A 20,651-nucleotide genomic window follows, 5' to 3' on the forward strand; every position below is an offset into this window, starting at 1 on the left:
GTGCAGTGTACGCCAAACCGTCACGGAAGGCCAACCCGAAGGTTGGCCCTGCGTATCAGCAGCGCTTATTGGCCACCTTTCTCGCTGTTCTGCAGGTCTTGGATGGCCTTGGAGGTGATCTCGATGCATTTTTTGTCATCGCCAGCGGCGTGCGCGGCCTTGGCCTGGGACACGGCGGTGTCTATTTCGCCCTTTTTGCCACTGGTGTCGGTGGCGAGCAGGGCTTGGCCGTTGTTGATTTTGTCCAGGTTGATTTTGCACAGGTCCGGCTCGCCGGCAGCAAAAACAGGCGAGGCCAACATCGCAGCGGTGATGAACAAGCCAGCAAGAGCAGTACGCTTCATGGTGTATCTCCTTGAGCAAATAAGGCTCGATGCTGCGCCAAGGCGGGGCAGCCAGCGAGGTCACGGGTGAGCCTCGTTCGCCGAGGCCTATTCAAATGACTGCGCTGGCACGCAGGGGTTCTGTTTTATTTGCAGGTTTCATGTGCGCGGGCCTGGGTGACGCGGTCCACGAGGTACACCAGGCCGTGGTAATCGATACCGCCATGTTGGCTCAGGCCGATCTCGCAGGTGCGGCTGGTGGAAATGCCTTCGCTGCAATGTTGCACCGCGTCCTTGAGCGAGCGCAGTGAGTGGGCGTTGAGTTCCGGGGTGGTGAAGCCTTTGTCGCCGGCAAAGCCGCAGCAGTGAATGCCTTCCGGGATCACCACGGTAGTCGCGCAGCGCCGCGCAAGGTCGATCAAGGCCTGGCTTTCGCCCAGATGCTGGGTGCTGCAGGTGACGTGCACGGCGATGGGGGCTTGCTGTGGGGTGAAGTCGAGGCGGTCCATCAGGTGGGTGCGGATAAAGCGCACCGGGTCGTAGAGGTCCAGGCGGGTTTCGCCGAGGTCTTGCACCAGCCGCAGGGTGCAGGGGCTGGTGTCGCAGTAGATCGGGTCGAGGCCGCCACGGCTGGCGTGCAGCAGGGCGCCGATCAGCTCCTGGCGCTTGTGTTCGGCTTGTTCGGCGTAGCCTTTGGAGGCGAATGGCTGGCCGCAGCACAGGCTGTCCTGGTTGTCGGGAAACACGACTTGGTAACCGGCTTTTTCCAGCAGACCGCGGGTTTTGTCGTACAGCGACATCTGCTCTTTATCGTCGGCTGATGGGCCCATGGCGCGTGAGACGCAGGCGGCCAGGTAAACCACGCGCGGGCGCTCGTCTTCAACTGCCGGGCTGAAGCGGATGGCTTTTTCCGGCTGCGGCATGGCGTTGGTCCACTGCGGGATCTGCCCTTTGGACAGCTGTGTGATTTTGGCCGAGAGCTTCGTCAGGCGGGGCGCGCCCAGCAGCATGCGCGCGCCATTGGCGACATGCAGGGTAAAGCGCGCACCTTGCATGGCCGTGGCGAAATGGCCGGCCAGCCAGTCGGCGGTTTTCGTACGGTCGGCGTCGCGTGCGCGCAGCTTTTTCACCAGATCGCCGGTATTGATGCCAACCGGGCAGCGTTGTGCGCACAACCCGGTGGCGGCGCAGGTGTCGATACCTTGGTAGTGGTAGGCGGCTTCCAGTTCGGTGGTGTCGACGCCTGCGCGTCTCTTTGCCTGGATATCACGCCAGATCACGATGCGCTGGCGCGGGCTGAGCGTCAGGCCTTTGGAAGGACACACTGGCTCACAAAAACCACACTCGATGCACTTATCCACAAGCTCGTCGGCCGCAGGCAGCGGCTTAAGGTGCTTAAGGTGGATTTGCGGGTCTTCGCTCAGCACCACGTCGGGGTTAAGGATGCCGTTGGGGTCGAGCAGGCGTTTAAGCTGCCACATCAACTGGTAGGCATCGCTGCCCCATTCCAGTTCGACGAAAGGCGCCATATTACGGCCGGTGCCGTGTTCGGCTTTCAGCGAACCGCCGAATTCCACTGCTACAAGCTGTGCGACGTCGTCCATGAACGCCTGGTAGCGTGCGACTTCTTCCGCGCTGTTGAAGCCTTGGGTAAAGACAAAGTGCAGATTGCCTTCCAGGGCGTGTCCGAAAAGGATCGCTTCGTCGTAGTGATGTTTGTCGAACAGTTCGATCAAGCGGTTTACGCCGATGGCCAGTTGCTCGACCGGGAAGGTCACGTCTTCGATGATCACGGTGGTGCCGGTTTTACGCACGGCGCCGACGGCGGGGAAGGTGTCTTTGCGGATGGCCCACAGGCGGGCGTTTTCCAGCGGGTCTTGGGTGAAGTCGACCTGCTTTTCCACCGGGAAAGTGGCCAGGGAGGCCATGATCAGTGCCAGTTGTTCGTGAAGCAATGACGGCGACGCGGCACGGGATTCGATCAATAGCGCGCAGGCGTTTTCCGATAGCTGCTGCACGAAAGCCGGCATGCCCGGTTTGTCCTGCACCGAGCGCAGGCTGCGTCGGTCCAGCAGTTCAACGGCGGAGACAGGTTGGGTTTTGAGCACCGTCACGGCATTGCAGCAGGTTTCCACATCCGGGAACACAATCAGCGCTGAGGCCTTGTTCGGGTGGTCGATCACCGTGTCGTAGGTCACCGCGCTGATAAAGCCGAGGGTGCCTTCGGAACCCACCAGTAGATGGCTGAGGATATCCAGAGGGTCATCGAAATCCACCAAGGCGTTGAGCGACAGGCCGGTGGTGTTTTTCAGACGGTATTTGTGGCGGATTTTTGCAGCCAGTTCGGCATTTGCCCGCGTCTCCCGGCCCAACGTGGCCAGGCGCTCCAGCAACTCGCCATGCTGTTGGCGAAAGGCACTGACACTGGCCGCGTCCTCGGTATCCAGGCGGCTGCCGTCAGCCAGCACCAGGCGGATGCCGGCCAGGGTGTGATAAGTGTTTTGCGCGGTGCCGCAGCACATGCCGCTGGCATTGTTGGCGACGATGCCGCCGATCTTGCAGGCGTTGATCGAGGCCGGGTCCGGGCCGATCTTGCGACCGAACGGCGCCAGCCAGGCATTGGCCTGGGCGCCGATCACGCCGGGTTGCAGGCGAATCTGTGTGCCTTGGCCACGAATTTCGCGGCCGTTCCAATTGTCCCCCAGCACGATCAGCACCGAGTCGCTGATGGCCTGGCCGGACAAGCTGGTGCCGGCTGCGCGGAAGGTCACGGGCACGCGGTCGCGCTGGGCCAGATGCAGCAGCGCCACGACTTCGTCTTCTGACTCCACGCGAACCACCAGCTGTGGGATCAGTCGGTAAAAGCTGGCGTCAGTGCCGAAGGCGAGGGTGGAAAGAGGGTCGTCGAAGCGACGATCTTTCGGGATCAGTTGTGCGACGTCGCTCAGGAAAGCAGCAGGCAGGCTCATCGGTCCTCCAGAAATAGCTGACGCCGGCATCGTTGTCCGGCGTCGATTCTTACCCTATTACGCGCAGGTTTTAGTGCACCAGCATACCGGTGAACCAGTAGGCCTGCGCCAGCGTGATCAGCCCGACGATGGTGGCAAAAAACAGGCTGTGCTTGAGGGTAAAGCGGAACAGGTCGGACTCTTTGCCCACCAGGCCGGTGGCGGCGCAGGCGACGGCAATCGACTGTGGCGAGATCATCTTGCCGGTCACACCGCCGCTGGTGTTTGCTGCGACCAGCAAGGTGTCGTTGACGCCGATCTGATGCGCCGTGGTGGCTTGCAGCGAGCTGAACAGGGCGTTGGATGAGGTGTCGGAGCCTGTCAGGAAAACCCCCAGCCAGCCGAGGAACGGCGAGAAGAACGGGAACGCAGCGCCGGTGCCGGCCAATACCAGGGCCATGGTCGAGGACATGCCGGAGTAGTTGGTGACGAAGGCGAACGCCAACACCATACCAATCGACAGGATCGGCCAGCGCAGTTCGTAGAAGGTCTCTTTTAAAGTGGTCAGACCAGTCTTTAGGTCGATTTTCAGCACCAGCATCGAAATCAGTGCCGAGAAGAAAATCGCGGTGCCGGTGGCTGAAATCGGGTCCAGTTTGAACACGGCCGGAATCGCTGTGGGGTTGGTGACGATCGGGGCGACCTTGACCACCAGTTGATCCAGGTGCGGGATCGCGAAGTTGAACACCCAGCTGTACATCGAGCCTCCCGCAGCGAACATCGCTTTGAAGGGCTTGAGCGTCCAGATAGTGACCAGCACGGTGAGGATCAGGAACGGCGACCAGGCTTTGAAGATCTGCCCCAGGCTGTAAGGCGAGGCGACGGTTTGGCGTGGCTGACCGAAGCCGCCCGCGCTGGCGGTGACCGCTGCGCCGGAGGTGGCGCCGGCAATCTGTGCGCCAGCGCTACGTTTGGGCTGCCAGACTTTCAGGAACAGGGTAAGCGCTACCAGGCTAGCCAGGGCTGAGGTGATGTCCGGCAGCTCCGGGCCGATGAAGTTGGAGGTGAAGTATTGGGTGACGGCAAAACTCAGGCCCGCGACCAGTGCGGCTGGCCAGGTTTCGCGAACGCCGCGCAGGCCGTCCATCATGAACACCAGCCAGAACGGCACGAACAGCGACAGCAGCGGCAACTGGCGGCCGGCCATGGCGCCGATCTTGAACGAGTCAATGCCAGTCACTTGCCCGGCGACGATGATCGGGATGCCCAGCGCGCCGAAAGCCACCGGTGCGGTGTTGGCGATCAGGCACAGGCCGGCGGCGTACAGCGGGTTGAAACCCAGGCCGACCAGCAGTGCGGCAGTAATTGCCACGGGTGCCCCAAAACCGGCTGCGCCTTCAAGGAAGGCGCCAAAGCAGAAACCAATCAACAGCACCTGCAAGCGCTGGTCATCGGTAATCGACAGGACCGAGCTGCGGATGATTTCAAACTGCCCGCTCTTGACCGTCAGCTTGTAGAGGAATACGGCAGCGACGATGATCCAGGCGATGGGCCACAGGCCGTAGGCAAACCCGTAACCGGCGGCGGCCAGCGCCATGTCTACCGGCATCTGGAAGGCAAAAATGGCCACCAGGATCGACAGCGCCAGGGTGATGCTGCCTGCCACGTGACCTTTGAGGCGGAACACGGCCAGTGCCAGGAAGAAAAATACGATCGGGATAACGGCGGCCAGTGCGGACAGGCCGAGGCTGCCGAGTGGGCTGTAGAGCTGTTGCCAGGTTTGCATAATGGGGTGGCCCCTGATTGTTGTTGTTTGATCAGCTTGGATAATTGGTAATACCAATTTACAGTCGCTGTCGGCTAGAGTAAAAGCCTTGGCAGGGGTGTGTCAATTTGCCGCCCACGAAACTTTGGTCGTAGCGGTGTGGGTGAGGTGTTCTGGTTGGGTGAATCGAAGGCGTTCTGATAGGTGCCGCAAGTGCGGCGATAGGCGAGAATAGAGGGCCTGGCGAATGGTCGGGTTTGTGGAGAGTGAGTTATGGGGTTTGATCAGGTGCGTCAGCGCCGTTTGTCTGACGATATTGTCGAGCAGCTTGAGGGCATGATCCTCGAGGGTACGCTCAAGTCGGGCGAACGCTTGCCAGCCGAGCGCGCTTTGGCTGAGCAGTTTGGCGTGTCGCGCCCTTCGCTGCGGGAGGCGATCCAGAAGCTTGCGGCCAAGGGGTTGTTGGTCAGCCGTCAGGGCGGCGGTAACTATGTGGCGGATTCTCTGGGTTCGACCTTCAGTGATCCGTTGCTGCACCTGCTGGAAAATAACCCGGAGGCTCAGCGGGATTTGCTGGAGTTTCGTCAGACCCTGGAAGCGTCCTGTGCTTATTACGCAGCATTGCGTGCCACTGAGGTCGACCGCGAGCGGCTGACCGCAGCGTTTGAGGCGCTACAGGATTGCTACACCCGCGCCGATGAAGTCAGCCGGCTGGAAGAGGGCGCGGCGGATGCACGCTTTCACCTGGCCATCGCCGAGGCCAGCCATAATGCGGTGTTGCTGCACACCATTCGTGGCCTGTTCGATCTGCTCAAGCGCAACGTGGTGACCAATATCGGTGGCATGTACCAGCAGCGCACAGAAACCCGTGACATGTTGATCAGCCAGCATCGGGATTTGTATTTGGCAATTATCGAAGGGCGAGCCGAGCAGGCGCGGGAAGTCTCAACACGTCACCTGCTGTACGTGCAGGAAGTATTGGAAGAGGTGCGGCAGGAGGTCCAGCGCGTGGCTCGGGCGGAGCGACGTAAAGGGATGTAGCCCGCGTGGGGCTACACCGTCACAAGGATTACTCTTCCTTGCCCTTGTTGCGCACGGCGCGATGCAACTCACGGTTGGAGTCGCGCTCACGCTCGGTATCGCGCTTGTCGTATTCCTTCTTGCCCTTGCCCAGCGCGATTTCGCACTTGACCAAGTGCTTGCTCCAGTACCAGGACAGGCAGATGCAGGCATAGCCTTTCTGCTGTACGGCGGCAGCGAGCTTTTCCAGTTCGCGGGCGTTGAGCAGCAGCTTGCGCGTGCGCACCGGGTCGGCAATCACGTGGGTGCTCGCGGTGGTCAGCGGGGTGATATGACTGCCCAGCAGCCATGCCTCGCCATCTTTGAGCAATACGTAACTGTCGACCAGTTGCAGCTTGCTGGCGCGCAGACTTTTTACTTCCCAGCCGGCCAGGACCAGACCAGCCTCGAACCGATGTTCGATGAAGTAATCGTGTCGCGCCTTTTTATTTTGCGCGATGGTCCCTGTGGGGTGTTTCTTTTGTTTAGCCATAGGGGCGGCATTATAGGGAGTTGCGAGCGTGTCGGCTACGGTCAACCTGCGTGCTTGAGCGTGTTGGACGAATCCCGGACAATACCGGCAGTTCTCTGGTTTTTTTCTCTCGCGGATTGGGCTGTTCTTTCGCGATGTTTGCCTCAAGCAGTGGAAGTAACGCTCACATGACGACGCATATTCAACGTTCGGCTTTATTGCCTTATCCGGCGCAGGCGCTCTACGACCTGGTCAATGACGTAGTGCGTTACCCGGAATTCCTGCCTTGGTGCTCAACCGCTGAAGTACTGGAAAACAGTGATGAGCATATGGTCGCCAGTGTCGGGGTGGCCAAGGGCGGGCTTAGCCAGCATTTTGTAACGCGCAATGTGTTGGTGCCGGGCAAATCCATTGAGATGAACCTGCAGGAAGGGCCGTTCACCCAGTTGCATGGGGTATGGGTATTCAAGGCGCTGACCGACAAGGCCTGCAAGATCAGCCTGGACCTGTCCTTTGATTACGCCGGCCCGATTGTGCGGGCCACCTTGGGGCCTTTGTTCAACCAGGCGGCCAATACCCTGGTGGATGCATTCTGCCAGCGGGCCAAACAACTGCATGGTTGAGATTGAAGTGGTGTACGCCGCCGAGGCTCACCAGGTGTTGCTGGCGGTGACGGTGCCTGCGGGGACTAGCCTCAGGGCTGCGGTGCTGGCGTCGGGGATTGCTCAGCAGTTTCCAGGCTTGGTATTAGCGGATTGCCCGCTGGGCATATTCGGCAAAGTGGTTGCCGACGCTGACGTGCGTGTTGCGCAGCCGGGTGATCGAATCGAGATTTACCGGCCCTTACTGGCAGACCCCAAGGAAGTGCGCAGGCTGCGTGCGGCCAAGGCGGCCTTGGCGCGGCAGCAGAACCCATAAGGCTGCCAATCGGCAGGCAACAAAAAGCCCGGCATGCCGGGCTTTTTATCGAGCGCCGCAAAATTACTGCGGGCTGGTGTCCAGAGGCTGTGGCGTCGGGACTGGAACAGTTTGCACGCCGTCGACGTCCTTCTGGATCTGATCCAGCAAGGAGCCTGGCTTGGCCGGTACTTCAGACTTCGGCTTCTCTGCTTCCTGCGCTGGCGCAGTCACATTGGTGCCGTTGTCCTTGCCGAGCAAGGCTTCATCACGGCTTACGCCGGGCATGAAGTCACCGGACAGGCTCACAAGCTGGTCATTGCCATTGAAGATGACACTGACGCGCTCCTGCTGGCGTTCACCGCCACCTGGCTGGATGCTATAGAGATAATCCCAGCGATCGGCATGAAAAGTGTCGGTCAGCAGGGGGTTGCCCATAATAAACCGTACTTGCCGTCGGGTCATTCCCGGGCGTAACTGGTCTATCATGTCCTGCGTGACGACATTGCCCTGCTGGATGTCGATTTTGTAAACCCCGGGGAATGAACAACCGGCGAGTGCGAGCAGTCCCACAAGGGTGAAACTGGTTAGCAAGAGCTTGGTGTTTTGCATCGGTGGGCGACTTCCACTATCTTGGCTGGGACAACGTAAACGCCGATCATACCCGTATTAAGAGAAGCTGCGAAGCAGCATCCGCGAGAAAGCTAACCATGGTTGAAAATAGCGAACTACGCAAAGCCGGTCTTAAAGTGACTCTGCCACGAGTCAAGATTCTACAAATGCTCGATTCTGCTGAGCAGCGCCACATGAGTGCCGAGGATGTTTACAAGGCGCTGATGGAGTCTAACGAGGACGTTGGCCTGGCCACGGTTTACCGTGTGCTGACCCAGTTTGAAGCCGCAGGGCTGGTGGTTCGTCATAATTTCGACGGCGGTCATGCAGTGTTCGAATTGGCTGACGGTGGTCATCACGATCACATGGTTGACCTGGATACCAATGAGGTTATCGAGTTCACCAGTCCGGAAATCGAGAAGCTCCAGCACCAGATCGCTGAGCAGCATGGATTCGATTTGGTGGACCATAATCTGGTCCTGTACATCCGTAAGAAAAAGTAAAAATCGACACAGATTTGCTCTGTGAAACGATAGAAGGCGACCCTAGGGTCGCCTTCGTGCTTTCTATAAGAGAGAAAATAGAGCGAAAAAAGCTCGGTTCAAGCCTTTGCGGCGACCACCATCTTTTTCGCGTGGGCCAGGGACTCTTTCGTCAGGTCGATGCCACCCAACATCCGCGCCACTTCTTCTACCCGTTCCGATTTGTTCAGCTTGGACACGGCGGTATGTGTCGCATCGCTGCCGCGCACTTTATGTACAAATAAATGCTGATGCCCTTGGGCGGCCACTTGCGGCAAGTGAGTCACGGTGAGCACCTGGCCACGCTCGCCGAGGCGGCGCAGCAGTTGGCCGACAATCTCCGCCGTCGGCCCGCCAATGCCCACGTCCACTTCGTCGAATACCAACGTGGGTACCCGTGAGGTCTGGGCAGTAATAACCTGAATCGCCAGGCTGATCCGCGACAGCTCGCCACCGGATGCCACTTTCGCCAGTGCCTTGAGCGGCTGGCCAGGGTTGGCGCTGACCAGCAACTCCACCTGTTCCAGGCCATGGGGTTGCAGTTCGTTGCTGGTGTTGGCGTGCAACTCAATGGTGAAGCGCCCGCCGGGCATGCCCAGGCGCTGAATTTCCTGCTCTACGGCACTGGCCAGGCTGGTAGTGGCTTGCTGGCGCAGGTCGCTGAGTTCGCGGGCCTTTTCCTGGTAGTGGCGGGCGAAGGAGGCGAGTTCATCGCCCAGCCGTTCAATCGATTCGTCGTTGGCGTTGAGGGTTTCGATCTCATCCAGCAGCTTTTGCTGCATCGTCGCCACTTCGGTCGGCTGGATACGGTGTTTGCGCGCCAGGGTATAGATAGTGTCCAGACGCTCTTCGATTTCTTGCAGGCGCGCCGGGTCGGCGTCGAAGTGATCGAGGAAGCGATTCAGTTCGCCAACGGCTTCTTCTACCTGGATCTGCGCACTGGTCAGCAGGGTGGTGGCCTCACTCAAGGAGCCCGACCCGCTGTTCACGCTCGATAGACGATTGAGGCTGGCGGTCAATGCGTTGAGTACATTGCCCGAATCACTTTCGCTGCATTGCTCCACCACTTGCCGGCAGATACCCAGCAGGGTTTCGGCGTTGGTGAGGTTCTTGTGTTCCTGCTCCAGTTGTTCCAGCTCGGTTTCGCCAAGGCCCAGGCTTTCCAGTTCTTCCAGCTGATAGCTGAGCAACTGATGGCGAGCGCGTTGTTCGTCGCCGGAATTGGAGAGTCGCTCCAGTTCCTGGCGGGTTTGCCTCCAGCGCTGGGCGGCAAGCTGTACCTGGCGCGCCAGGTCGGTGGCACCGGCGTATTCGTCGAGCAGGCGGCGATGGGTGTCGGTTTTCAGCAGGGATTGGTGTTCGTGCTGGCTGTGGATATCGATCAGCAGTTCGCCCAGGGCTTTTAAATCGCCAAGCGGGCAGGGTGTGCCATTGATGTAGCCGCGTGAACGGCCTTCCGCCGTGATAACCCGGCGCAGTATGCACGGGCCTTCATTATTAAGGTCGCGCTCGGCCAGCCAGGTTTCGGCCTCGGGAATATCCGCCAGATCGAAGGTGGCGAGAATGTCGGCTTTGTCTGCGCCGGGACGCACCACGCCACTGTCGGCGCGGTCGCCCAGGGTAAGGCCCAGGGCGTCGAGCATGATCGATTTGCCGGCGCCGGTTTCGCCTGTGATTACGCTCATCCCGCGATCCAGTTCGAGGTCCAGATGTTCAACGATGGCGTAGTTATGTACGGACAGGTGCACCAGCATGACGGCCGCTCCCAGGCTTTAGGTCTGGTTATTTATACAGTGTTTTGTTTGGGGCTGACAATCCTGATGCTTAGCTCGATTTGCTTGAATGGGCGGATTTTTAAGCGCAATGCGGAATGAGCGCGCAGGAATTGATCCAGCGCAAGCGAAAGACTTTTGGTAACGCCTGCGCCCTTGAACCTGAAAATTGTGGCCCCATATACCGGAACAGAAGCGCGAGTTGAGTTCGCGCATGATTTTGAAAGGAGAAATCTATGGCTGACGAACAGACGCAGGATACGCAAACTCCAGACGCCAATTCGGCTGCCGGTGATGAACTGGCAACTCGTGTGCAAGTGCTCGAAGAGCAATTGGCCGCTGCGCAGGATCAATCTTTGCGTGTTGCCGCTGATCTGCAGAACGTCCGCCGCCGTGCCGAGCAGGATGTCGAAAAAGCTCACAAATTTGCGCTGGAAAAATTCGCTAACGACTTGCTGCCGATTATCGACAGCCTGGAGCGTGGCCTTGAGTTGTCCAACCCGGACGACGAAAACATCCGTCCGATGCGCGAAGGGATCGAGCTGACCCTGAAAATGTTCCAGGACACCCTGAAGCGTTATCAGTTGGAAGCCATCGATCCGCAAGGCGGTGAGCCGTTCAATGCTGAGCATCACCAAGCCATGGCCATGCAGGAAAGCCATGACCTGGAGCCGAACAGCGTATTGAAAGTGTTCCAGAAGGGTTATGTGCTCAACGGTCGCTTGCTGCGCCCGGCGATGGTGGTGGTGAGCAAGGCTCCTGCACCCGTTGCACCTTCTATTGATGAGCAGGCTTGAAATCAGTCGTAACGGCCCCATCTATAAGTCAAGCGTTTAAGTGCTACCGCAGTTAGCCACCACTGCTGCGGCAACCAAATTAAAGTTTCGGGAGAGTAAATCATGGGCAAAATTATCGGTATCGACCTGGGGACTACCAACTCCTGCGTCTCCGTGCTGGAAAACGGCGTTGCTAAAGTTATCGAAAACGCCGAAGGCGCGCGTACCACGCCGTCGATCGTTGCTTACGCCAACGACGGTGAAATCCTCGTAGGTCAGTCGGCCAAGCGCCAGGCTGTGACCAACCCGCACAACACTCTGTACGCGGTTAAGCGTCTGATCGGTCGTAAGTTCGACGAAGAAGTCGTACAGAAAGACATCAAGATGGTCCCTTACAAAATCGCCAAGGCTGACAACGGTGACGCCTGGGTTGAAGTGAACGGCCAGAAAATGTCGCCGCCGCAAATCTCGGCTGAAATCTTGAAAAAGATGAAGAAAACCGCCGAAGACTACCTCGGTGAAGCAGTGACTGAAGCGGTGATCACCGTTCCGGCCTACTTCAACGACAGCCAGCGTCAGGCGACCAAAGACGCCGGCCGCATCGCGGGCCTGGACGTAAAACGTATCATCAACGAACCTACCGCAGCCGCTCTGGCTTACGGTATGGACAAGGCCAAGGGCGACCACACCGTGATCGTTTATGACCTGGGTGGTGGTACTTTCGACGTCTCCGTCATCGAGATCGCTGAAGTTGACGGCGAGCACCAATTCGAAGTGTTGGCCACCAACGGCGACACCTTCCTGGGTGGTGAAGACTTTGACATTCGTCTGATCGACTACCTCGTTGACGAATTCAAGAAAGAAAGCGGCATGAACCTTAAAGGTGACCCGCTGGCGATGCAGCGCCTGAAAGAAGCTGCTGAAAAAGCCAAGATCGAGCTGTCTTCCGCTCAGTCGACCGACGTGAACCTGCCGTACATCACTGCAGACGCCACCGGTCCTAAGCACTTGAACGTGAAGATCTCGCGTTCCAAGCTGGAAGCGCTGGTTGAAGACCTGGTTCAACGCACCATCGAGCCTTGCCGCATCGCGCTGAAAGACTCCGGTATCGACGTTGGTTCGATCAACGACGTGATCCTGGTTGGCGGTCAGACCCGTATGCCACTGGTTCAGAAGCTGGTCACCGAGTTCTTCGGTAAAGAAGCACGTAAAGACGTGAACCCGGACGAAGCGGTTGCCATGGGTGCTGCTATCCAAGGCGCGGTATTGGCCGGTGACGTGAAAGACGTACTGCTGCTGGACGTCAGCCCGCTGACCCTGGGTATCGAAACCATGGGCGGCGTGATGACTGCGCTGATCGAGAAAAACACCACGATTCCTACCAAAAAATCGCAAGTGTTCTCGACGGCCGACGACAACCAGGGCGCTGTGACCATTCACGTGCTGCAAGGTGAGCGCAAGCAAGCCACTCAGAACAAGTCCCTGGGCAAGTTCGACCTGGCTGAGATTCCACCAGCACCACGTGGCGTGCCACAAATTGAAGTGACCTTCGACATCGATGCCAACGGTATCCTGCACGTAGGTGCCAAAGACAAGGCGACCGGCAAAGAGCAGAAGATCACCATCAAGGCCAACTCCGGTCTGTCTGATGAAGAAATTCAACAGATGATTCGTGATGCTGAAACCAACGCCGAGGCTGACAAGAAGTTTGAAGAGCTGGCCGCTGCCCGTAACCAGGGTGATGCACTGGTTCACTCGACACGCAAAATGATCTCCGAAGCGGGCGACAAAGTAACCGCAGAAGAGAAAACCGCGATCGAAGCTGCTGTGGTTGCCCTGGAAGCCGCCGTTAAAGGTGACGACAAGGCTGCCATCGAAGCCAAGGTTGAGGAGCTGTCGAAAGTCTCCGCACCGGTTGCCCAGAAAATGTACGCCGAGCAAGGCCAGCCGGCAGAAGGCGCTGCACAGCACGCAGAGCCTGAAGCCAAGCACGACGATGTTGTCGATGCCGAGTTCGAAGAAGTCAAAGACCAGAAGTAAGTTGGTCGCCCGGTTGACCGCTATCCAGCGGTGACTGGTAGGATGTCGCCGCGCGGGAGCTTGCTCCCGCGTTGGCGTGTCTGGGGTATACGAATTTTTACAGCATGCGACAAGGTTCGGGTGCTGGCGGTGTGATCGGGAATGCTCCTGCTTTCCGAGCAGTAAATACCGCATCTTTGGCCGGGTCCCTGGCTAAAAAGTAGTTATGACCAGGATCGTTGAATTGACGTGAGTTGGGTCCGGGCCTGTATTGGGGCTCAACGAGTTTGGCAAGGCTCAGGAGGGCCGGGCTGAACGTCCTTAAGAGTGCAAAGACTTATGGCAAAGCGTGACTATTACGAAGTGTTGGGTGTGGAACGCAGTTCCAGCGAGGCGGACCTGAAAAAGGCTTACCGTCGCCTGGCAATGAAGCACCACCCGGACCGTAATCCGGATAGCAAAGAATCCGAAGAGATGTTCAAAGAGGCCAACGAGGCCTACGAATGCCTGAGTGATCCCAACAAGCGTGCGGCCTACGACCAGTATGGCCATGCCGGTGTCGACCCGAGCATGGGTGGCGGCGGTGCCGGTTTTGGTGGTCAGAACTTCTCCGATATTTTCGGCGACGTGTTCAGTGACTTCTTTGGTGGCGGCCGTGGCGGTCAGCGCGGCGGAGCCCAGCGTGGCAGCGACTTGCGCTACACGCTGGAGCTGAACCTGGAAGAAGCTGTACGTGGTACCACGGTCAATATCCGTGTGCCGACGTTGGTCAACTGCAAGCCGTGCGACGGTTCGGGGGCCAAGAAAGGTTCTTCGCCGATCACTTGCCCAACCTGTGGCGGTATTGGTCAGGTGCGCATGCAGCAGGGCTTCTTCTCGGTGCAGCAGACCTGCCCGCGCTGCCATGGCCAGGGCAAGATCATTTCCGACCCGTGCGACTCCTGCCACGGCGAAGGCCGTGTCGAAGAGTACAAGACCCTTTCGGTGAAAGTGCCGGCGGGTGTTGATACCGGTGACCGTATTCGCCTGTCGGGCGAAGGCGAGGCGGGCACCCAGGGCGGCCCGACTGGCGACCTGTACGTGGTGATCAATGTGCGCGAGCACTCGATCTTCCAACGTGACGGCAAGCACCTGTTCTGTGAAGTGCCGATCAGCTTTGTCGACGCGGCATTGGGTGGCGAGCTGGAAATTCCGACCCTGGATGGTCGAGTCAAGCTCAAGATCCCGGAAGGCACCCAGACCGGTAAGCAGTTCCGCATTCGTGGCAAAGGCGTTGCGCCGGTGCGCGGTGGCGGTGCTGGCGACTTGATGTGCCGTGTGGCGGTAGAGACGCCCGTCAACCTCGGCCGTCGTCAGCGTGAACTGCTTGAGGAGTTCCGTAGCTCGTTGGAAGGCGATGACTCCCATTCGCCGAAAACCACCGGTTTCTTCGATGGCGTGAAGCGCTTCTTCGGCGACTTGTAAGGACGTGAATATGCGACGTATAGCCGTAATGGGCGCTGCCGGGCGCATGGGCAAGACGCTGGTCGAGGCGGTGCAGCAGCGCTCGCCGGCCTCTGGGCTGACGGCGGCGATCGTTCGCCCTGGCAGCACGCTGATCGGTGCGGATGCCGGTGAGCTGGCCTCGCTGGGTCGCATCGGCGTTTCGCTGTCGGGCAACCTGGAGCAGGTGGCTGACGAGTTTGATGTGCTGATCGACTTCACCTTGCCGGAGGTGATGCTGAAAAATCTGGCGTTCTGCCGTAAGGCGGGCAAGGCCATGGTCATCGGCACCACAGGCTTGAATGCCGAGCAAAAGCAGTTGCTGGTGGAGGCGGGCAAGGACATTCCGATTGTCTTCGCCGCCAACTTCAGCGTCGGCGTGAACCTGTCGCTCAAGTTGCTGGACCTGGCCGCGCGCGTATTGGGCGATGAGGCGGATATCGAGATCATCGAAACCCACCATCGCCACAAGATCGATGCGCCGTCGGGTACTGCGTTACGTATGGGCGAGGCGATTGCCGATGCTCTGGGGCGCGACCTGTCGAAAGTCGCTGTTTACGGGCGTGAAGGCCATACCGGTGCGCGTGCGCGTGACACCATCGGCTTTGCCACTGTGCGCGGTGGTGATGTAGTCGGTGATCACACCGTGCTGTTTGCCAGTGAAGGCGAGCGCCTGGAGATCACACACAAGGCCTCCAGCCGCATGACATTCGCCAAGGGCGCAGTGCGTGCGGCGCTCTGGCTGGAAGGCCGTGAGCCTGGTCTGTATGACATGCGCGACGTGCTGGATCTGCACTAATCGGTAGCTAAAACCGGGCCTCAAGCTTATGCTTAGGCCCCGTTTTTACCCGCTAAGCGACGTCCTGTCGCATTCCCCTGCCTTTAAGGCTCATTAGCGGTGGACCAAAAAAGCCTTTTTCTGTAAGCTACAGCTTTAGTGTGTCCACTAAAAGCGCGCAGAATAATTCAGTGAAGAAGCGGGGTGACGTGTCCATACGTCACTCCGCTTTTTTACAACCTGCGATCGCCCTTTCAGGCTTTATTTACGGGAGGTCTTCTTGACTAAGCCAGCCATACTCGCCCTTGCTGATGGCAGCATTTTTCGCGGCGAAGCCATTGGAGCCGACGGTCAAACCGTTGGAGAGGTAGTGTTTAACACTGCCATGACCGGCTATCAGGAAATCCTTACCGATCCTTCCTACGCCCAACAGATCGTAACCCTGACCTATCCGCACATCGGCAACACCGGTACTACACCGGAAGACGTCGAGTCTGATCGTGTCTGGTCGGCCGGTCTGGTGATTCGTGACCTGCCACTGGTTGCGAGCAACTGGCGTAACACGATGTCGCTGTCCGATTACCTGAAAGCCAACAACGTTGTGGCGATCGCCGGTATCGATACGCGCCGCCTTACACGCATCCTGCGTGAAAAAGGCTCGCAGAACGGCTGCATCATGGTCGGTGACAGTATCTCCGAAGAGGCGGCGATTGCCGCTGCGCAAGGTTTCCCAGGCCTGAAAGGCATGGACCTGGCAAAAGTTGTCAGCGTCAAAGAGAAGTACGAGTGGCGCTCCACTGTCTGGGACTTGAAGACCGACAGTCACGCGACCATCGAGGCCAGCGAGCTGCCATACCATGTTGTGGCCTACGACTACGGCGTCAAGTACAACATCCTGCGCATGCTGGTTGAGCGCGGCTGCCGCGTGACCGTGGTGCCTGCACAAACGCCTGCGAGCGACGTGTTGGCCCTGCAACCGGACGGCGTGTTCCTGTCCAACGGCCCGGGTGACCCTGAGCCTTGCGACTACGCCATCCAGGCCATCAAGGACGTGCTGGAAACCGAGATTCCGGTATTCGGCATCTGCCTCGGTCACCAACTGCTGGCTCTGGCCTCCGGCGCCAAGACCCTGAAAATGGGCCACGGCCACCATGGCGCCAACCACCCGGTACAAGACCTGGACACTGGCGTTGTGATGATCACCAGCCAGAACCACGGTTTTGCGGTGGATGAAGCAACCCTGCCGAGCAACGTTCGCGCCATTCACAAGTCGCTGTTCGATGGCTCCTTGCAAGGCATCGAGCGCACCGACAAGAGCGCGTTCAGCTTCCAGGGCCACCCTGAAGCCAGCCCTGGCCCGAACGACGTTGCGCCGCTGTTCGACCGTTTCATCAATGAGATGGCCAAGCGACGCTGACTGAGTGGCCTGCGGGCGGCCCCGAACCTCGGTGGCCCCCGCAGGCTCTTCAACGATTGTTCAAGACGGCTTGCCGACTGACCTGCGGATTTGAGTGACAAACCCATGCCAAAACGTACAGACATAAAAAGCATCCTGATTCTCGGCGCTGGCCCGATCGTGATCGGCCAGGCCTGCGAATTCGACTACTCCGGCGCCCAGGCCTGTAAGGCCCTGCGCGAAGAGGGTTACCGCGTCATCCTGGTGAACTCCAACCCGGCCACCATCATGACCGACCCGGACATGGCCGACGCCACCTACATCGAGCCGATCAAGTGGCAGACCGTTGCCAAGATCATCGAAAAAGAGCGTCCGGACGCACTGCTGCCAACCATGGGTGGTCAGACCGCACTGAACTGCGCCCTGGACCTGGAGCGCGAAGGCGTTCTGGAGAAGTTCGGCGTAGAGATGATCGGCGCCAACGCCGACACCATCGACAAAGCTGAAGACCGTTCGCGTTTCGACAAGGCCATGAAGTCCATCGGCCTTGACTGCCCGCGCTCCGGTATCGCCCATAGCATGGAAGAGGCCAACGCGGTTCTCGAAAAGCTGGGCTTCCCGTGCATTATCCGTCCGTCCTTCACCATGGGCGGCACCGGTGGCGGTATTGCTTACAACCGTGAAGAGTTCGAAGAAATCTGCGCCCGTGGCCTGGACCTGTCGCCGACCAAAGAGCTGCTGATCGACGAATCCCTGATCGGCTGGAAAGAGTACGAGATGGAGGTTGTCCGCGACAAAAAGGACAACTGCATCATCGTCTGCTCCATCGAAAACTTCGACCCGATGGGCGTGCACACCGGCGACTCGATCACCGTTGCTCCAGCGCAGACCCTGACGGACAAGGAATACCAGATCATGCGTAACGCCTCGTTGGCGGTACTGCGTGAGATCGGCGTTGAAACCGGCGGCTCCAACGTTCAGTTCGGCATCTGCCCGGACACTGGCCGCATGGTCGTCATCGAGATGAACCCGCGTGTGTCGCGTTCTTCGGCGCTGGCATCGAAAGCAACCGGTTTCCCGATTGCGCGCATCGCTGCCAAGCTGGCGATCGGTTACACCCTGGACGAGTTGCAAAACGAAATCACCGGCGGTGCTACGCCGGCGTCTTTCGAGCCGTCTATCGACTACGTTGTGACCAAGCTGCCGCGCTTTGCTTTCGAGAAATTCCCGAAAGCCGACGCGCGCCTGACCACGCAGATGAAGTCTGTTGGTGAAGTCATGGCCATCGGCCGGACCTTCCAGGAATCCCTGCAGAAAGCTCTGCGCGGCCTGGAAGTAGGGGTTTGCGGCCTGGACGAGAAGCTCGACCTGAGTAACCCGGAAAGCATGAGCGTGCTCAAGCGTGAGCTGACCGTGCCGGGCGCCGAGCGTATCTGGTACGTGGCCGATGCTTTCCGCGCGGGCATGACCGTTGAAGATATCTTCGGCATGAACATGATCGATCCGTGGTTCCTGGTACAGATCGAAGATCTGATCAAGGAAGAAGAGAAGGTCAAGACCCTCGGTCTGTCCTCCATCGACCGCGACCTGATGTTCCGCCTCAAGCGCAAAGGTTTCTCCGACCAGCGCCTGGCCAAGCTGCTGGGTGTGACCGAGAAGAACCTGCGCACCCATCGCCACAAGCTGGATATTTTCCCGGTCTACAAGCGTGTTGACACCTGCGCTGCCGAGTTCGCCACCGACACTGCGTACCTGTACTCCACTTACGAGGAAGAGTGCGAAGCTGCGCCGTCGGGCCGCGACAAGATCATCATCCTGGGCGGCGGTCCGAACCGTATCGGCCAGGGCATCGAGTTCGACTACTGCTGCGTACACGCCGCCCTCGCTCTGCGCGAAGACGGGTACGAGACCATCATGGTCAACTGCAACCCGGAAACCGTTTCCACTGACTACGACACGTCCGACCGTCTGTACTTCGAACCGGTAACCCTGGAAGACGTGCTGGAAATCTGCCGCGTCGAGAAGCCAAAAGGCGTGATCGTGCAGTACGGCGGCCAAACCCCGCTGAAACTGGCGCGTGCCCTGGAAGCTGCCGGCGTGCCGATCATCGGCACCAGCCCTGACGCCATCGACCGTGCTGAAGACCGTGAGCGCTTCCAGCAAATGGTTGAGCGCCTGAACCTGCGTCAGCCGCCAAACGCCACTGTGCGCAGCGAAGATGAAGCCATCCGCGCTGCCAGCAAGATCGGCTACCCGCTGGTGGTGCGTCCGTCCTACGTATTGGGCGGCCGGGCGATGGAAATCGTCTACGAAGAAGAAGAACTCAAGCGCTACCTGCGTGATGCGGTGAAGGTGTCCAACGACAGCCCGGTGCTGCTGGATCACTTCCTCAACTGCGCCATCGAAATGGACGTGGACGCGGTGTGCGACGGTACCGACGTGGTGATCGGCGCGATCATGCAGCACATCGAACAGGCTGGGGTTCACTCCGGTGACTCCGCTTGCTCGCTGCCGCCATACTCGCTGCCGGCGCACATCCAGGACGAGATGCGTGAGCAGGTCAAGAAAATGGCCCTGGAGCTCGGCGTGGTCGGCCTGATGAACGTACAGTTGGCGCTGCAAGGCGAAGACATCTACGTGATCGAGGTGAACCCGCGTGCTTCGCGTACCGTGCCATTTGTTTCCAAGTGCATTGGTGTGTCCCTGGCCATGATCGCTGCCCGCGTGATGGCGGGTAAGACCCTGAAGGAAATCGGCTTCACCAAGGAAATCATTCCGAACTTCTACAGCGTGAAAGAGGCGGTGTTCCCATTCGCCAAATTCCCTGGCGTGGATCCGATCCTGGGCCCAGAGATGAAGTCCACCGGTGAAGTGATGGGCGTGGGCGATACCTTCGGTGAAGCGTTCGCCAAGGCCCAGATGGGCGCCAGCGAAGTGCTGCCGACCGGCGGTACTGCGTTTATCAGCGTGCGTGATGATGACAAACCACTGGTTGCAGGCGTGGCCCGTGATCTGATCAACTTGGGCTTTGAAGTCGTGGCTACTGCCGGGACCGCCAAGCTGATTGAAGCTGCCGGCCTGAAAGTACGTCGCGTGAACAAGGTGACGGAAGGCCGTCCGCACGTGGTCGACATGATCAAAAATGACGAAGTCACCCTGATCATCAACACCACCGAAGGTCGCCAGTCGATCGCGGACTCCTACTCCATTCGTCGTAATGCCTTGCAGCACAAGATCTACTGCACCACCACCATTGCTGCTGGCGAAGCCATCTGCGAAGCGCTCAAGTTCGGTCCGGAAAAGACCGTGCGTCGCTTGCAGGATCTACACGCAGGATTGAAGGCATGACCAAATACCCAATGACTGTCCAGGGCGCCAAAGCCCTGGAAGAAGAACACGCCCATCTGACCAAGGTCGTCCGCCCGAAGCTGAGCCAGGACATCGGTACGGCCCGCGAGCTGGGTGACTTGAAGGAAAACGCCGAATACCACGCTGCTCGTGAGCAGCAAGGTATGGTCGAGGCGCGGATCCGTGATATCGAGGGGCGCATGCAGAATGCGGTCATCATCGATGTCACGACCATCCCGAAGACCGGCAAAGTGATTTTCGGCACGACCGTGGAAATCGCCAACGTCGAGACTGACGAGCGCGTGGTTTACCACATCGTCGGTGAAGACGAGGCTGACTTCAAACTCGGTAAAATCTCTGTTGGCTCGCCACTGGCCCGCGCCTTGATTGCCAAGGAAGAGGGTGACGTGGTGGCTGTGAAAACGCCCGGTGGCGTAATCGAGTACGAGATTGTCGAAGTTCGTCACGTCTGAAAGACGGCGC

At 59.0% G+C, this 20,651-nt stretch carries 17 protein-coding genes; 11 read left to right on the forward strand and 6 right to left on the reverse strand.

The window, feature by feature from the left end:
* Positions 1–65: 65 nt before the first annotated feature.
* From P5706_RS04705 to P5706_RS04715, 3 genes are all read right to left on the reverse strand, one after another.
* A complete protein-coding gene (locus P5706_RS04705) occupies positions 66–344 on the reverse strand; it encodes a PA2433 domain-containing protein (RefSeq protein ID WP_200431500.1) in 279 nt (92 codons plus the stop codon).
* Between the two features lie 125 nt (positions 345–469).
* Positions 470–3,292 carry an FAD-binding and (Fe-S)-binding domain-containing protein gene (locus P5706_RS04710; protein ID WP_285678656.1) on the reverse strand — a complete coding sequence of 941 codons (2,823 nt, stop codon included), beginning with the start codon at positions 3,290–3,292 and terminating at the stop codon, positions 470–472.
* 70 nt (positions 3,293–3,362) lie between these two features.
* Positions 3,363–5,057 (reverse strand): lactate permease LctP family transporter, encoded by a 1,695-nt coding sequence (locus P5706_RS04715; RefSeq protein WP_285678657.1) that lies wholly within the window; start codon positions 5,055–5,057, stop codon positions 3,363–3,365.
* Positions 5,058–5,309: 252 nt separating this feature from the next.
* Between P5706_RS04715 and P5706_RS04720 the strand changes: the two genes are divergently transcribed.
* Positions 5,310–6,077, forward strand: a complete 768-nt coding sequence (locus P5706_RS04720; RefSeq protein ID WP_017139269.1) for a GntR family transcriptional regulator — start codon at positions 5,310–5,312, stop codon at positions 6,075–6,077.
* A gap of 28 nt (positions 6,078–6,105) precedes the next feature.
* On the opposite strand, the gene smpB is transcribed toward P5706_RS04720, so the two are convergent.
* Positions 6,106–6,588, reverse strand: a complete 483-nt coding sequence (gene smpB / locus P5706_RS04725; RefSeq protein WP_003176160.1) for an SsrA-binding protein SmpB — start codon at positions 6,586–6,588, stop codon at positions 6,106–6,108.
* A gap of 167 nt (positions 6,589–6,755) precedes the next feature.
* Between smpB and P5706_RS04730 the strand changes: the two genes are divergently transcribed.
* On the forward strand, positions 6,756–7,190 hold the full coding sequence (locus P5706_RS04730; protein WP_285678658.1) for a type II toxin-antitoxin system RatA family toxin: 435 nt from the start codon (positions 6,756–6,758) through the stop codon (positions 7,188–7,190).
* The gene (locus P5706_RS04735; protein ID WP_200431503.1) at positions 7,183–7,485 is read left to right on the forward strand and encodes an RnfH family protein; all 303 of its coding nucleotides are present in this window, start codon (positions 7,183–7,185) and stop codon (positions 7,483–7,485) included. Before P5706_RS04730 ends, P5706_RS04735 begins: the two co-directional genes overlap by 8 nt.
* A 63-nt stretch (positions 7,486–7,548) precedes the next feature.
* On the opposite strand, the gene P5706_RS04740 is transcribed toward P5706_RS04735, so the two are convergent.
* On the reverse strand, positions 7,549–8,076 hold the full coding sequence (locus P5706_RS04740) for an outer membrane protein assembly factor BamE (RefSeq protein WP_017139267.1): 528 nt from the start codon (positions 8,074–8,076) through the stop codon (positions 7,549–7,551).
* A gap of 98 nt (positions 8,077–8,174) precedes the next feature.
* Here P5706_RS04740 and fur point away from each other — a divergent pair, with 98 nt between their 5' ends.
* Entirely contained in the window at positions 8,175–8,579 is a 405-nt protein-coding gene (gene fur / locus P5706_RS04745) for a ferric iron uptake transcriptional regulator (RefSeq protein WP_017139266.1), read from the forward strand.
* Positions 8,580–8,677: 98 nt separating this feature from the next.
* Here fur and recN read toward each other — a convergent pair whose 3' ends face one another.
* Complete coding sequence (recN, locus tag P5706_RS04750; protein WP_285678659.1) at positions 8,678–10,351, reverse strand: DNA repair protein RecN; 1,674 nt, start codon at positions 10,349–10,351, stop codon at positions 8,678–8,680.
* 254 nt (positions 10,352–10,605) lie between these two features.
* Here recN and grpE point away from each other — a divergent pair, with 254 nt between their 5' ends.
* The 7 genes from grpE to greA all read left to right on the forward strand — a co-directional run bounded on the left by grpE (position 10,606) and on the right by greA (position 20,641).
* The gene (grpE, locus tag P5706_RS04755) at positions 10,606–11,166 is read left to right on the forward strand and encodes a nucleotide exchange factor GrpE (protein WP_099487057.1); all 561 of its coding nucleotides are present in this window, start codon (positions 10,606–10,608) and stop codon (positions 11,164–11,166) included.
* 102 nt (positions 11,167–11,268) lie between these two features.
* A complete protein-coding gene (dnaK, locus tag P5706_RS04760; protein ID WP_200431506.1) occupies positions 11,269–13,185 on the forward strand; it encodes a molecular chaperone DnaK in 1,917 nt (638 codons plus the stop codon).
* 318 nt (positions 13,186–13,503) lie between these two features.
* A complete protein-coding gene (gene dnaJ / locus P5706_RS04765; RefSeq protein WP_138813803.1) occupies positions 13,504–14,628 on the forward strand; it encodes a molecular chaperone DnaJ in 1,125 nt (374 codons plus the stop codon).
* A 10-nt stretch (positions 14,629–14,638) separates the two neighbouring features.
* Positions 14,639–15,445, forward strand: coding sequence for a 4-hydroxy-tetrahydrodipicolinate reductase (dapB, locus tag P5706_RS04770; RefSeq protein WP_069786508.1), 807 nt, complete (start codon positions 14,639–14,641; stop codon positions 15,443–15,445).
* 259 nt (positions 15,446–15,704) lie between these two features.
* Positions 15,705–16,841 carry a glutamine-hydrolyzing carbamoyl-phosphate synthase small subunit gene (gene carA, locus P5706_RS04775; RefSeq protein WP_200431508.1) on the forward strand — a complete coding sequence of 379 codons (1,137 nt, stop codon included), beginning with the start codon at positions 15,705–15,707 and terminating at the stop codon, positions 16,839–16,841.
* A gap of 105 nt (positions 16,842–16,946) precedes the next feature.
* The gene (carB, locus tag P5706_RS04780) at positions 16,947–20,168 is read left to right on the forward strand and encodes a carbamoyl-phosphate synthase large subunit (RefSeq protein WP_064454179.1); all 3,222 of its coding nucleotides are present in this window, start codon (positions 16,947–16,949) and stop codon (positions 20,166–20,168) included.
* Positions 20,165–20,641 (forward strand): transcription elongation factor GreA, encoded by a 477-nt coding sequence (greA, locus tag P5706_RS04785; RefSeq protein WP_200431509.1) that lies wholly within the window; start codon positions 20,165–20,167, stop codon positions 20,639–20,641. The genes carB and greA overlap by 4 nt, the downstream gene beginning before the upstream one ends.
* Positions 20,642–20,651: the final 10 nt, after the last annotated feature.

It is taken from the genome of Pseudomonas sp. ChxA, assembly GCF_030263855.1.
In the GTDB taxonomy this organism is placed as follows: domain Bacteria; phylum Pseudomonadota; class Gammaproteobacteria; order Pseudomonadales; family Pseudomonadaceae; genus Aquipseudomonas; species Aquipseudomonas fluorescens_CB.